Annotated in this window: 14 protein-coding genes; 6 read left to right on the forward strand and 8 right to left on the reverse strand. The window is 41.1% G+C overall.

All coding sequences use genetic code 11. From position 1 onward, the window contains the following. Nucleotides 1–91 precede the first annotated feature (91 nt). The 3 genes from ALFOR1_RS00645 to ALFOR1_RS00655 all read right to left on the reverse strand — a co-directional run bounded on the left by ALFOR1_RS00645 (nt 92) and on the right by ALFOR1_RS00655 (nt 2,808). Nucleotides 92–238, reverse strand: coding sequence for a hypothetical protein (locus tag ALFOR1_RS00645; protein ID WP_004589623.1), 147 nt, complete (start codon nt 236–238; stop codon nt 92–94). 241 nt (nt 239–479) lie between these two features. After that, nucleotides 480–902 carry a TIGR02444 family protein gene (locus ALFOR1_RS00650; protein WP_104641745.1) on the reverse strand — a complete coding sequence of 141 codons (423 nt, stop codon included), beginning with the start codon at nt 900–902 and terminating at the stop codon, nt 480–482. Further along, entirely contained in the window at nt 886–2,808 is a 1,923-nt protein-coding gene (locus ALFOR1_RS00655) for an ATP-binding cassette domain-containing protein (RefSeq protein WP_104641746.1), read from the reverse strand. Before ALFOR1_RS00655 ends, ALFOR1_RS00650 begins: the two co-directional genes overlap by 17 nt. A 132-nt stretch (nt 2,809–2,940) precedes the next feature. Between ALFOR1_RS00655 and ALFOR1_RS00660 the strand changes: the two genes are divergently transcribed. Beyond that, a complete protein-coding gene (locus tag ALFOR1_RS00660; RefSeq protein ID WP_058547982.1) occupies nt 2,941–3,144 on the forward strand; it encodes a YheV family putative zinc ribbon protein in 204 nt (67 codons plus the stop codon). A 24-nt stretch (nt 3,145–3,168) separates the two neighbouring features. Here the strand turns inward: ALFOR1_RS00660 and ALFOR1_RS00665 are convergent, their stop codons facing one another. Next, nucleotides 3,169–3,381 carry a SlyX family protein gene (locus ALFOR1_RS00665; protein WP_058547981.1) on the reverse strand — a complete coding sequence of 71 codons (213 nt, stop codon included), beginning with the start codon at nt 3,379–3,381 and terminating at the stop codon, nt 3,169–3,171. Further along, nucleotides 3,368–4,366, reverse strand: coding sequence for a WD40 repeat domain-containing protein (locus ALFOR1_RS00670; RefSeq protein WP_058547980.1), 999 nt, complete (start codon nt 4,364–4,366; stop codon nt 3,368–3,370). Before ALFOR1_RS00670 ends, ALFOR1_RS00665 begins: the two co-directional genes overlap by 14 nt. Nucleotides 4,367–4,581: 215 nt before the next feature. Here ALFOR1_RS00670 and fkpA point away from each other — a divergent pair, with 215 nt between their 5' ends. After that, nucleotides 4,582–5,328: an FKBP-type peptidyl-prolyl cis-trans isomerase gene (gene fkpA / locus ALFOR1_RS00675; protein WP_058547979.1), complete on the forward strand. Its 747-nt coding sequence runs from the start codon at nt 4,582–4,584 to the stop codon at nt 5,326–5,328. 62 nt (nt 5,329–5,390) lie between these two features. On the opposite strand, the gene ALFOR1_RS00680 is transcribed toward fkpA, so the two are convergent. Continuing rightward, nucleotides 5,391–5,855: an Rsd/AlgQ family anti-sigma factor gene (locus ALFOR1_RS00680; protein WP_058547978.1), complete on the reverse strand. Its 465-nt coding sequence runs from the start codon at nt 5,853–5,855 to the stop codon at nt 5,391–5,393. Nucleotides 5,856–6,385: 530 nt separating this feature from the next. Between ALFOR1_RS00680 and hemE the strand changes: the two genes are divergently transcribed. After that, nucleotides 6,386–7,450, forward strand: coding sequence for a uroporphyrinogen decarboxylase (gene hemE / locus ALFOR1_RS00685; protein WP_058547977.1), 1,065 nt, complete (start codon nt 6,386–6,388; stop codon nt 7,448–7,450). 232 nt (nt 7,451–7,682) lie between these two features. On the opposite strand, the gene sthA is transcribed toward hemE, so the two are convergent. Both sthA and ALFOR1_RS00695 read right to left on the reverse strand, forming a co-directional pair. Continuing rightward, nucleotides 7,683–9,113 carry a Si-specific NAD(P)(+) transhydrogenase gene (sthA, locus tag ALFOR1_RS00690; RefSeq protein WP_171038424.1) on the reverse strand — a complete coding sequence of 477 codons (1,431 nt, stop codon included), beginning with the start codon at nt 9,111–9,113 and terminating at the stop codon, nt 7,683–7,685. 13 nt (nt 9,114–9,126) lie between these two features. Next, complete coding sequence (locus tag ALFOR1_RS00695) at nt 9,127–10,260, reverse strand: acyl-CoA desaturase (RefSeq protein WP_058547976.1); 1,134 nt, start codon at nt 10,258–10,260, stop codon at nt 9,127–9,129. A gap of 127 nt (nt 10,261–10,387) precedes the next feature. On the opposite strand from ALFOR1_RS00695, the gene fabR reads away from it, so the two are divergent. From fabR to leuB, 3 genes are all read left to right on the forward strand, one after another. Further along, the gene (fabR, locus tag ALFOR1_RS00700; RefSeq protein WP_058547975.1) at nt 10,388–11,008 is read left to right on the forward strand and encodes an HTH-type transcriptional repressor FabR; all 621 of its coding nucleotides are present in this window, start codon (nt 10,388–10,390) and stop codon (nt 11,006–11,008) included. A gap of 404 nt (nt 11,009–11,412) precedes the next feature. Further along, the gene (gene leuA, locus ALFOR1_RS00705; protein ID WP_058547974.1) at nt 11,413–12,966 is read left to right on the forward strand and encodes a 2-isopropylmalate synthase; all 1,554 of its coding nucleotides are present in this window, start codon (nt 11,413–11,415) and stop codon (nt 12,964–12,966) included. Beyond that, entirely contained in the window at nt 12,963–14,039 is a 1,077-nt protein-coding gene (gene leuB, locus ALFOR1_RS00710) for a 3-isopropylmalate dehydrogenase (protein WP_104641747.1), read from the forward strand. The genes leuA and leuB overlap by 4 nt, the downstream gene beginning before the upstream one ends. Nucleotides 14,040–14,083: the final 44 nt, after the last annotated feature.

Consider the following 14,083-nt stretch of genomic DNA (forward strand, 5'->3'; position numbering starts at 1 on the left):
ATTAAACGAAAAGCTAGTGTATCAAATTTTTCGCTTTATAAAATAAAAAGCGCCTAATCAGTAACCTGAGTAGGCGCTTTGTGCGTCGTGCTTAATGATGCTCGGGAACTTCAGCCTCGCTAATCTTTTTAATAAAGTAAAAAGCGTAAAATAGGCAAAGAGAAATCACTACGCCTAAAATCCCAAAAGACATAAATAAAACAGGGTCGCTAAAAAAGTCTCTAAAGAATACGTTCATGATTAATCTCCTCGTTCAGTTGATGGGTTAATCATAGGGCGAGTTTGCAAGGCGTAACATGATCGAGATCAAATAATTTTCCTAAGTGGAAAAAGTAACCAAGTAAAGTTGATGTAGATCATGTTTTAGGGGCTAGTTAGTTACTGCAGCACCTATAGGCTTTTTATAATCAATCGGCTTAAAAATCTTTTATACAAAGAGAAAAGAATGAGCATTAGAAGAGAGTATAAAAACTGACCGCCTAAGTGGCTTTCACATACAGCTCAATATTATTTGGCTTCACGACCTCTAAAAATTCAAATTTATTCGCTGTATCAATCAGTATTTGCTGCTGCTGTTTTTCAAGCTTTAACTCTGCGCTTAATAACTCTTCACGTATTTTTGTGTAGTCAGCAATCGTCTCCTGATTTGCTTTTAAATAGCTACGCGCAGAGCGCAGTGGATTAAGTGCTTGCGTATCAAATTCGTCAATCGACTCTATTAAAGTACTGAGCTGCTCGGCAGTGATACTTAGTTTAAGTGAGTCTAAATACAGTAATAATAAACACAGATTAACGTTTTTACCTTGCTGGTTTTGTAGTGCCAGCAAGGTTTGTTGTTGCCCAGGCTTTGCGTACAAGGTGCACGCAAATTGCCAAAAACGGTCGCTATTGAGCAAGTTCATCGGTAAAAGCCTGTTCTTTTTCTTCCATTTCCTCAAGAGCCATAAGGAGCTCTTCTTCAATGTCATTAAGTTTAGGTGTGAGCGTTGCTTGTTTAGCAATTAGCTCTTTTAACTGGGCTTTATTGTCGTCGTTGTAGAGTTCGTTATCGCCAAGGGCCACTTCTACTTCGCTAAGCTCTGCGGAGTATTTGTCTAGTTGCTTTTCAAGCTTTTCAATTTGCTTTTTAAGCGGTTGAATGGCTTTTCTAAATTCGGCTTCTAAGCGTTTCTGCTCTTTTCGGTTAATACCTGATTTAGCTTTAGGTTCATCATTTTGCTGGGCTTTAACGGCTTCTTTATTCGCATTTAGTAACCACTGATAATACGCATCTAAATCGTAGCCAAATTGAGTTACTTTGCCATCATCTACTAAATAAAACTCATCAGCGGTGTTTTTAAGCATATGGCGGTCGTGCGATACGGTAACCATTGCGCCTTCAAAACCTTGTAGTGCCATAACTAGCGCGTGGCGCATTTCTAAATCAAGGTGGTTGGTAGGCTCATCAAGCAGTAGTAAGTTAGGCTTTTGATACACCAGCATAGCAAGGACTAAACGTGCTTTTTCACCGCCAGAAAAGGGCGCTACTGGCTCTAGAGCTTTATCACCAATAAAGGCAAAGCCACCTAAAAAGTCACGTAGTGATTGTTCAGTAGCTTTTGGGTTTAAACGTTGTAAATGTGTAATCGCGCTGGCTTTTAAATCAAGCGATTCAAGTTGATGCTGCGCAAAGTAACCAATATTTAAACCATGATGCTGCACAACCTTACCTGCTTGTGGCTCTAAGTCACCAGAGAGTAGTTTAATTAGCGTTGATTTACCTGCCCCATTTCTACCAAGTAAAGCAATGCGACTACCAGGTACTAAGTTGAGCTCTATATTATTTAAAATAGTGACTTCACCATAACCCGCTTTCGCTTTATCTAAGCTCATAAGTGGGTTTGGAAGGGCTGTAGGCTCTGCAAATTCAAAGTTAAACGGTGAGTCGGCATGAGCAGGAGCTAGCTTTTCCATACGCTCTAGGGCTTTTACGCGGCTTTGTGCTTGTTTGGCTTTACTGGCTTTTGCTTTAAAGCGCGTAATAAACTGCTCAAGGTGTGCAATTTGCTCTTGCTGCTTGTCAAACATAGCTTGCTGCTGTAGTAAGCGTTCTGCTTTTTGGCGCTCAAATTGCGAGTAGTTGCCTTTGTACACATTAATAAGTTGCTTATCTACATGCCAAATTTGATCAACCACTGCATCTAAAAACTCACGGTCATGCGATATAAGTACAAGGGTGCCTGTGTAGGCGCGTAAAAAGCGCTCAAGCCAATATACTGCATCTAAATCAAGGTGGTTAGTTGGTTCATCAAGTAGCAGTAAATCGGCATCACGAATTAGTGCTTGAGCAAGGTTTAAACGCATGCGCCAACCACCTGAAAACGCACTAACGGGGTTTTCTATTTGATTATTGGCAAAGCCTAAGCCGTGTAATAGCTCGCCCGCAGTTGACTCAATGCTATAACCTTTTATGTTTTCTAGTTGAATATGCACTTTGGCTTGTGTATCGCCATCGTTTGTTCGCTCTGCTTCACGTAGGGCAATGCGCAATGCGTAATATTCAGGATGCCCTTGCAGTACATAATCAAGTGCACTTATTTCAAGTGCTGGAGTTTCTTGCTTAACAGAGGAGATAGACCAATCTTTAGGGATGCTGCAGCTGCCGGCGTCTAACTGTAGTTCTGATTTTAATAAACCAAATAACGTTGATTTTCCGCAGCCATTGGCACCTACAAGGCCAACTTTATGTTCTGGAAATAAAGTGGCTGATGCATTTTTTAATAAGGCTTTACCGCCACGAAGTAGTTCTATTTCTGAGATTTGGATCATGAATGCGTTACTTTGCTGTGCCCTTGTTAAGTTGCCCCTATCATACCATAGAACTTAATGCGCTTATCAAGCGTATCAACAGGTGAAGTTATACGATAAAATAGCCACAGTTCAAACCACAGGAAAAATGTTGTGAGACAAAAGAAGCGATTTATTGCTGGTGCGTCGTGCCCTGAGTGTAAAGCCATGGATACCATGATGCTATACAGAGAACATGATGTTGAAAAAGTAGAGTGTGTTGAGTGTGGGCATAAAATGTCGCAACCCGATAATGCTGTTCAGGCGTCAACTCGCCAATTTGAACAAGTAATTGGTGTGTTTAAACCGGGCGATTAACCCGGTTTTTATTTTTTACCCACCTTAGTAATGCGGTGGCGGAGGCTCTTGCATTTGCGACATTAACGATGGCTGCTGCGACTCTTTTAGCTTTTCTGCTAGTAGCTCAGTTTGGCGCTTCATTTTTGCAAGCTGCTGTTGATGTGCTTTTAGCTCGTCATTTAATATATCAATCGTTTCGTCTTGAAAAGCCACCTTGGCTTCAAGTTCCATTAAGCGATGTTCAATTGTGTTCATTATCTTCTCGTATAATAAAGCGCTCTGCGATACCGCTTGAGCTCTCGGTTAACAACGACTTGCCGTTTTGTATAAACGTTACATCTAACACCACTGCCGATTTAGGCTTACTGCCTTCGCGTGGCGTTACTTGCCAAGTTTGAATTTTTTCACCACTGGGCAATTGCCATAAATCAACGCGTTTATTAGGCGAACCCGTTGCGAGCAATGTGCCTTGTTCGTTAAAGCGTACCGCAGTAAAAATTTTCTGACGCGCAATATACGCCAGTTTACTCACAAGGTCACCTGTAGTCAGCTTCCATACATGTGCTTGCTTCATACTATCTGCGGTAAATGCATAGCGACCTTGTGGGTCAAGCGTTACTTGGGTAACACGAGTAGGGTGATTAAACCGATGAATTACTTGCCCTGTACGTGTGTCCCAAAAATAAGCAACGTAATCGTTAGAGCCGCTCAATGCATAGCGCCCGTTAGGTGATAAATCAACGGTGTTTACTTTATCTTGATGGCCTAAAAATTCGATACGACGTCCTGTTTCGAGGTTTATAAAAACCACAACGCCATCACTACGGCCGTATAAAACACTACGACCTTGGTTACTAATAGCGATATCACGAATACTGGCTTTTTGTATTTCGTAGTAACCTTTATTTTTGCCTGTGGTTATATCCCATACGGCAAAGGTGGTTTTTTCTGCGGTAACAGCCACGCTGTTATCAAACGCTATAGCAACGGCATAAACTAAACTGTCTTGCGATTGCTGCTGATACCACTGGTATTTTAATACTTGCTGTTGATTATCCCACAATGCGACCCCATGGTTGATAGAGGAGATCAAACTGTATTTACCATCGTTAGAAAGCGCTGACGAAAACGCACCTTGTGCGGCGTGTTCGTAACTTGCTACAGCCTGCTGATTTTTTTCGGTACAGGCGATAGCTAAAAAACAGCTAAATACGATTAAAAAAGTACGAAATATCGACATATTACAGGTATTTCCCCTTAACTCTTCGTGATTGAGAGGTTAGACTAGGTCACGTTTAAGGCCTAGGTTGTTTGTCTAATCACTGGATATGTTTTTAGTTTAGCTAACAACGTGAAATTTAGTCATTAAACAAGCAGCCTATCATGTGGGCCGTTAATCTTTAACTAGTAATAATACATTAAAATGACAACTGCAAAGTGTGTCGGAGATTTAAAATGAAAAAGACGATTAGATTGTCATTGATTGCAGCGTCAGTTTTAGCGCTTACAGCTTGTAATCAAGAAGCAAAAAAAGAACAAGCTGAAGTTAAATTAGACACTGTAGAACAGCAACAAGCATACGGTATTGGTGCATCTGTAGGTAACTTTTTAAATAAAGATCTTGCAGACAAATCAGAAATTGGTATTGAACTAGACCAAGCACTTTTAATTCGTGGTTTTGAAGATGCGCTTGCTGGTAATGCAAAAATTGACGAAGAAAAAATTCGTGAAGTACTTACCGAGCTAGATACATCAGTGCGTACTAAGCAAGAAGCAAAAGCAAAAGTAGAGTCTGAAAAAAGCAAAGAAGCAGGTAAAAAATACCTAGAAGAAAATGCTAAAAAAGAAGGCGTTACAGTAACTGAATCTGGTCTTCAGTACGAAGTACTTAGCGAAGGCGACGGTGAAAAGCCAGTAGCAACTGATGTAGTTAAAGTTCACTACAAAGGTACTCTATTAGACGGCACTGAGTTCGATAGTTCATACGCTCGTAACGAGCCTACAACTTTCCCTCTTAACCGCGTAATTGCAGGTTGGACTGAAGGTTTACAGCTGATGTCTGTAGGTTCTAAGTACAAGTTCACTATTCCTTCTGAACTTGCTTATGGCGATCGCGATTTAGGTAAAATTCCTGCTAATTCAACATTAGTATTTGAAGTTGAATTACTTGAAATTCAAAACGAAGAAGCACCTGCACAATAATAAGTTTATTGTACAAATAAAAAAGGGACCTAAGGTCCCTTTTTTAATGTGCTTAATTAATCTTAGTGATTAGAAAACAAGTTATCAATCAGCTCATCTTCAAGCGCAAAACGAGCTTCAAGTGCCTCACCAATAACTGATAAATCTTTATCGAAGTCTGCTAATAAGTCTTCTTTATCTACTTCGGCGTATTTATCATTAAAATCCAGTGCAACATCGGTTGTGCTAGAAATACGCGGGTAAATAGAATTTGCCAGTTCTTGGCTTTGCAAACCCTTTTTTTCACATGCTTTTGCAATATCGTCATACACTTCAAAATGGCCTGCCGATAGGTAATCCATTAAAAGTTGGCAAAAAGACTCAATAACTTGCGGCTCAGGTAACGCATGGTCTTTTTTATCGTACGGCGAAAAGCCTGCAATCTTGCAATACAACACAATAAGTTCTTGGCGTTCGTTAAGCCATTTATCAATTACTGTGTGACTACCACCCCATTTTTGTTGAGCTTTTTCTACACGCGTCAGCATAATTGTTCTCCTAGCTGGGTTGGTCTTTTTAATTAAAATATAATCGGTTTATATACATCAAGATATATTTAATTAGCGCGTATATCAACAAGTAAAGTAGCCTTCTAGAGGGTTGTGTTTTTAAAAAGTTATTCCGGCGGGGAAATTTTATTGCAGGCAAGAAAAAACCACCAGTTACGGTGGTCTAATTTCTTTCAGTGACTTGTTTATACAAGCTTTCTTATTTTTATGAGATAATTTTTATTGTTATTATTTTAAAACTTTTATTTTTATTGTTTTAAGATTTTTATTGTTGTTTTTGTTAACGCTGGACAAACAATAACAAGGTTTTTGTAATGTTGCAAACATATTAACAAAAAGTTTTTATTGTTAGTTCTTTTTGCTTATTTAGTAATCAAAACAGACTAATATAGCAACAAAACGTGATCTCGCACCAGGAAGTTGTCTTTTCGCTCTTAAGCAATAGAGGGGCGATGGATATGGTGGTACAATCTTGCACAATTTCTATAAGCCTTAGGATCATTTACGCTATGAGCGAATTAAAAAACGACCGTTATTTACGTGCACTTGCAAAACAACCTGTTGATGTAACCCCGGTATGGATGATGCGCCAAGCAGGACGCTATTTACCAGAGTACCGTGCTACACGTGCACAAGCGGGCGATTTTATGAGCCTGTGCCGTAATGCTGAACTTGCCTGTGAGGTAACACTACAACCACTTCGTCGTTACCCGTTAGATGCCGCTATTTTATTTAGCGATATTTTGACCATTCCTGACGCAATGGGTTTAGGTTTGTACTTTGAAACTGGCGAAGGTCCTAAGTTTGAAAACCCAATTTCGTCACTTGCTGATGTTAAAAAAATTCCAAAACTCGATCCTACAGACGAGCTTGGCTATGTAATGAATGCAGTAAGTACTATTCGTCGTGAACTTAAAGGTGAAGTACCATTAATTGGTTTTTCGGGTTCACCGTGGACACTTGCAACATACATGGTTGAAGGCGGTAGCAGTAAAGTATTTGGTAAGATTAAAAAAATGGCGTTTGCAGAGCCGCAAACACTTCATTTATTACTAGATAAACTCGCTGATTCGGTTATTGATTACTTAAACGCGCAAGTAAAAGCGGGTGCACAATCACTAATGGTATTTGACTCGTGGGGCGGTGTATTAAGCCCGCGCGATTACAACGAGTTTTCATTGCAATACATGCATAAAATTGTAGATGGCTTAATTCGCGAATACGATGGTCGTAAAGTACCAGTGACCCTGTTTACTAAAAACGGTGGCCAATGGATTGAAGCAATAGCAGCAACAGGCTGTGATGCAGTAGGTCTAGATTGGACTATTAATATCAGCGATGCTAAACGCCGTGTAGGCGATAAAGTAGCACTACAAGGTAATATGGACCCGTCAATGCTTCACGGTACACCAGATCGTATACGCCAAGAAGTAGGCACTATTTTAGAAGACTTTGGTGCAGGTAATGGCCACGTGTTTAACTTAGGCCACGGTATCACACCAGATGTAGATCCTGAAAACGCCGGTGTATTTATCAACGCAGTGCACGAATTAAGTGCTAAGTATCATAAATAATACCAATTCGCTTAATTAAGTGATCTATTTTGAGGCTGGAAAAACGTGTTGATAGCTAGGCAAAAAATTCGCTATTTAGTTGTTCTAAATGAGAATTTTTAACGCAGGTAGCGACACGTTTAGCCCCGCAGAATGATTAAGTATTATTGCGGGTTGGTATAATGTGTTTTATGCATCAATGATAAAAAAGCCCGCTTAATAGCGGGCTTTTTTTTTCTTTATCCAAATACAATTATTTAAATAAGCGGTTTAAACCATTTAGTGCCGCAACACGGTAGGCTTCAGCCATCGTTGGGTAGTTAAATGTGGTATTTACGAAGTAATCGATATTATTGCCGCCATTTTTTTGTTCCATAATGGCTTGGCCAATGTGAACAATTTCAGAGGCACGTTCACCAAAGCAATGTACGCCAAGTACTTCTTTGGTTTCGGTGTGGAATAATATTTTTAAGCTACCTACTTCAGTACCAGCAATTTGCGCGCGAGCCAAATGCTTAAACTGAGCACGGCCAACTTCATAAGGTACTTTAGCTGCTGTAAGCTCTTGCTCTGTTTTACCTACAGAGCTCATTTCTGGAATCGTATAAATACCTGCCGGAATATCAATAATCAGGCGGTCATCGCAGTTACCGCAGGCAATCGCATCAGCAGCTATACGGCCTTGGTCAAACGCTGCGCTGGCAAGACTTGGGTAACCAATAACATCGCCTACTGCGTAAACATTATCGATTTCTGTTTGGTATGTTTCGTTCACTTTGAGTTGGCCACGGCTATCAGCTTTTAAGCCAATGGCTTCAAGGTTCAGTGTATCAGTATTACCGGTACGACCATTGGCAAATAAAATACAGTCAGCCTTTACACGCTTGCCCGATTTTAAATGCATAATAACGCAGTCATCACGTGTTTCTATACGATCAAACTCTTCATTATGGCGAATAACAATACCGCTATTCCAAAAGTGGTAGCTTAGCGCATCTGATATTTCAGCATCCATAAAGGCAAGTAAACGGTCGCGGGTGTTAACTAAATCAACTTTAGCACCTAAGCCTTTAAAAATAGAAGCATACTCACAGCCAATAACACCCGCGCCGTATATAAGTACGCGATGTGGGTCGTGCTCAAGGCCGAGTATAGTGTCACTTTCGTAAATACGAGAATGGCTAAAGTCTACCTCTGGTGGACGATAAGGGCGTGAGCCGGTGGCGATTACAATTGTTTTAGCTGTTAATCGCTCTGTTGAGCCGTCATTACGTTTAACTTCAATAGTATGCTTATCTACAAAGCTCGCGTCGCCTTGAAACATATGAATGCGGTTACGATCGTAAAAACTACTACGTAAATTAGACTGTTTTGAAATAACCGAACTTGCATGACGTAAAATATCAGGAAACGTTAAGCGGCTAGGGCGCTCGCCAACATTAAACAACGGGTTTGCTTTATATTCAATGTAGCGACTAACCGAGTGACGTAGTGCTTTTGAAGGAATAGTACCCCAATGCACACAACCGCCGCCTACTGTTTCTTGGCGTTCAATAACCGCTACTTTTTTGTCGTTTTTTGAAAGGTTCATAGCGGTACCTTCACCGCCAGGACCCGTGCCAATAATTATTGCGTCATATTGGTATGTCACGGGTACTTTTTTTTGTTCTGGTTGTTTGGCCACAGCCACTCCTAAATTAATTAAAAGAGGCTTTTAATAACCTCGCATTAAGTGCTAGCCATGCCTGTTTTTGATTTTCCCAGGCGGCTTCCAACTCATGGTATTGTGCCATTAATGCTGATTGTTCACACTGCTTTGCCATGTTATTTTTTTTAACTTCTAACACTTGTTTTTGTAGTGAACAATAATTTTGCAGTTTTTTCAGCAGTAAATCGTACTCTTGTTGTAATAATGTAAGCTTATCTTGGGCTAAAGGCAATTTTGCAAGGCGAGTTTGCGTTTTACTCATTAGCGTTTCTGCTTTGGCTTTTTCTATACGTTCAACGGGTGTGCGCTTTAATTTGTTAGCTAAACCAATAGCAGCTAAAGAGCGGATCATCCATTTGGTTGGATCGTAATGAAACCACTTAATACCGTTACGGTAGTCGCTTGCAAAAATGTGGTGGAAGTTATGATATCCCTCACCATAAGTAAATAAAGCTAAAAAGCCGTTATCACGTGCTGTATTTTTTTCAGTGTATGGGCGTGAGCCCCAAATGTGAGCAACTGAGTTAATAAAAAAAGTAAAGTGCTGGCTTAATACTAAGCGTAGTAAGCCGGCTAAAATTAACATGCCCCATACATCGCCAACTAAAAATCCAAGAGCTAGTGGAAGGCCTACGTTCATAGCAATAGCAAGCTTTAAGTAGTGTTTGTGTTGCCACATCACTATTTTATTGCGTTGTAAGTCGCGGCAGTTACTATAGTCGCTATAACTATCGCCTTGGTAATCACGAAGCATCCAGCCTATGTGGCTGTACCAAAAACCGTTTGTGGCAGCGTATGGGTCTTTTACTGGGTCGTCTACTTGACCGTGGTGTATGCGATGATCGCTACTCCAGTGTAGTGCGCTGTTTTGCAAAGCAAAAGCGCCACCAAGTGCAAAAATAAATTCAACTGCAGGGTGTGCATTATACGCTTTGTGCGCCCATAATCTGTGGTATCCGGCAGTGATAGATAGGCCCGCGTAAAACATGCAGCCTACAAATGCAATCCAATGTGCGCTGGTAAATCCGTAGCTAATGCCGTACCAAGGTACAAGTGTGACAGCCGCCAAAAAGGTTAGGCTAAAAAACAGGACGTTCGTCCAAATAATTGGTGGTTTATTCATCGTATTTACTCTCAGCGTACAACTGTAAGCTAAAATAGTGTTTCAATCTCTTGTCGTCAAGTATTAGACTAGACAATTAGGCTAATTATCATTAAAACTTCATATAAAATTACTCAGGGAGCTGTGGATGTCGGGTGTTAGAGCACAACAGAAGCAAAAAACACGACAAGCCTTAATTGAGGCGGCATTTAATCAGCTAAGTGCTGATCATAGTTTTTCAAATTTAAGCTTACGCGAAGTTGCCCGCGAAGCCGGTATTGCCCCCACCTCTTTTTATCGCCACTTTAAAGATATGAACGAACTAGGTTTAACCATGGTCGACGAAGCAGGCTTAACCCTTCGCCAACTTATGCGCCAAGCTCGCAGACGTATAGCCAGTGGTGGTAGCGTAATAAATACCTCGGTTGTTACCTTTATGGAGTTTATTGATAACTCAAGCAACCAATTTAGATTACTGCTGCGCGAACGTTCTGGCACCTCAAAAGCCTTTAGAGCCGCCGTAGCGCGTGAGGTAAAACACTTTATTTTAGAGCTTGCGCATTATTTAGAAAGCGAAACCAAGTGTGATTCAATTCACGCTTATATTCAGGCCGAAGCCATGGTAACACTGGTATTTAATGCCGGCGCTGAAGCACTCGACATTGAAGGCCAGCAACGTGATGAATTAATTGAGCGTGTTATTTGGCAGCTGCGTTATATTACCCGCGGTGCAGGGCATTACATCAGAGAAACAAATAAAGAAGCGTAGCTTAAAAAAATAGCAAAAAGTTAATATAAGCAGAGTATTCTAAAGCGCTTATTAAATTAAGCATAAGTGCATCTGTTTTTGTTTTTTTTATTCTTTAAATTGGTTTTTTTTAGATTTAAATTTCTATTTGCTTCGGTTTTAAATATGTTGTGTGGAATATTTATGCTTGCACCCACTGCGCTGTAATGTTAAAAATAGGCCTCACTGAACACACACACAAGAAACAAGATGCAAAATATTCGTTTAATTACACTAAAACTTAACCTCTTACTGCTATGGTCAGTGAGCGGGGATTAGTGTGTTTGCATCGAGTTAAACATTAAAAACCCCGCAATTGCGGGGTTTTTTTTATCTCGCGGCTGGGATAAATTGAAATTTGGGTAATAGAGGAATGAGGGGCAGTTATGCAAGACAAAGATAAAGTATGGATTTTTGATACCACCTTACGTGATGGCGAGCAGGCACTTAAAGCAAGCCTTACAGAAGACGATAAAATTCAGTTAGCGCATACTATTAGCCGCTTGAATGTTGATGTGATGGAAGTGGGTTTTCCGGTTTCTAGCCCTGCTGATTTTCGCTCAGTGCAACGTATTGCAACCGAAGTAAAAGGCCCGATTATTTGTGGTTTAGCACGCTCTGTTGCTAAAGACATTGAAGCCTGTGGCGAAGCACTTCGCACAGCACAGCAAAGCCGTATTCATACTTTTATTGCCACAAGCCCTTTGCACCTTGAACATAAATTACGCATGAGCCTAGATGACGCAACTGCAATGGCGGTTAAATCAATTAAATTAGCGCGTAACTACACTGATGATGTTGAGTTTTCGTGTGAAGATGCAGGGCGAACGCCGCATTGGGATTTATGTAAAATTGTTGAACAGGCCATAAATGCGGGTGCCTCTACTATTAATTTACCAGATACCGTTGGCTTTGTTACGCCAGACGAATACGCTGCAATGATCCGCCATTTAATGAATAATGTGCCAAATATAGATAAAGCGCGTTTGAGTGTACATTGTCATAACGATTTAGGTTTAGCTGTGGCTAACTCGGTAGCTGCGGTACAAGCAGGTGCTCGCCAAATTGAATGTACAATAAATGGTATTGGTGAGCGTGCGGGTAATTGCTCGCTTGAAGAAGTGGCGATGATCATGAAAATGCGCAAAGACCACTTAAAAGTACACACTGATATTAAAAGCGAAGAAATTTATCGCGCATCTCGCCAGGTGGCAAAAATTTGTAATATGCCGGTACAGCCAAATAAAGCTATTGTGGGCGAAAACGCCTTTGCACATAGCTCGGGCATTCACCAAGATGGCGTATTAAAAGCGCAAAATACTTATGAAATTATGTCGCCAGAAAGCGTCGGTGTGCCAAATAACCAATTAAATATGACCTCGCGTTCGGGCCGTCATGTTATTGAGCACCGCTTAGAAGAGTTAGGTTATCAAAAAGCTGACTACGATATGGACAGCTTATACGAGAGCTTTTTAGCGTTAGCTGATCAAAAAGGTACCGTATACGATTACGACCTTGAAGCCATGATTTACTTTAATCAAATTAACGACAAAGACGAAAAATACCAATTAGAGTTTGTAAACTCAGCGTCTAACTCACAGTCGGTAGCCAGCTCTACCATTGGGATGTTAATTGATGGCGAAGCAAAACAAGAAGCTGCTACAGGTAATGGCCCTGTTGAAGCCTCATTTGCGGCTATTGAGCGCTTAACTGGTATGAGCGTTGAAATGATTGAATACAATTTAGAAGCCACTGGCCAAGGCGCAAGCTCGCTTGGTCAAGTAAACATTATTGCTAAATACGATGGCCGCCCTTATCACGGTGCGGGTATTGCTGCGGATGTGGTAGAGGCGTCGGTACGCGCCATGATCCGTGTTTACAACTTAATTTATCGTGCACAAAAAGTGTCTGATTTAAAACAACAAAGGAAAGCAGGATGAGTAAAACAAACTACAGCATTGCCGTATTAGCAGGCGACGGTATTGGCCCAGAAGTAATGGCAGCAGCAGAGCAAGTACTTGATGCTGTAAGCAATAAGTTTGGTTTTACCCTGAACCGTCAGCATCATGCTATTGGTGGCGCAGCCATTGACGAATTTGGTGAAGCATTACCACCAAAAACGCTAAGCGCGTGTGAAAACGCCGATGCCATTTTATTTGGCTCGGTAGGTGGCCCAAAATGGGAAAACCTACCACCTAATGAGCAACCTGAGCGTGCATCGCTTTTACCGCTTCGTAAGCACTTTGGTTTGTTTTGTAACTTACGCCCAGCACAGCTTTTACCGGCGCTTAGCGCAGCATCGCCATTACGTGCAGATATTAGCGAAAAAGGCTTTGATATTTTATGTGTGCGCGAACTTACTGGCGGCATTTACTTTGGTGAAAAAGGCCGAAGCGGCGAAGGCGCTGAAGAAGCTGCATTTGATACACAAACTTACTCGCGTAAAGAAATTGAACGCATTGCCCGTTTTGCCTTTGAAGCAGCAAAATTACGTAGTAACCATGTAACGTCGGTTGATAAAGCAAACGTGCTTGCATCAAGCGTATTATGGCGTGAAGTAGTTACCGAAGTAAGCAAAGACTACCCAGAAGTAAGCCTAGATTACATATACGTAGATAACGCAGCTATGCAATTAGTTAAACAGCCTAGCCAGTTTGACGTGCTACTTTGCGATAACTTATTTGGTGATATTTTGTCAGATGAGTGTGCGATGATCACAGGCTCAATGGGCTTATTACCATCGGCCAGCTTGAATCAATCGGGCTTTGGTTTATACGAACCAGCCGGTGGCTCAGCACCAGATATTGCAGGCAAAGGCGTTGCAAACCCGATTGCACAAATTTTAAGTGCTGCACTTATGCTACGTTACTCATTAGGCCAAGACGAAGCTGCGCGCACCATTGAAAAAGCCGTAGCCGAAGCCGTAGAAGCAGGCGTTGGCACGCCAGATATCTACCCACAAGGTGGATACAGCACAAGCGATGTGGCAGCTGCCATCGTTTCACGTATTTAATATATAAATCGCAGCACCGTTATGCTGCGACTTAACAAAGTAGG

Origin of the sequence: Pseudoalteromonas carrageenovora IAM 12662, assembly GCF_900239935.1 — a bacterium.
Taxonomy (GTDB): Bacteria; Pseudomonadota; Gammaproteobacteria; order Enterobacterales; family Alteromonadaceae; genus Pseudoalteromonas; species Pseudoalteromonas carrageenovora.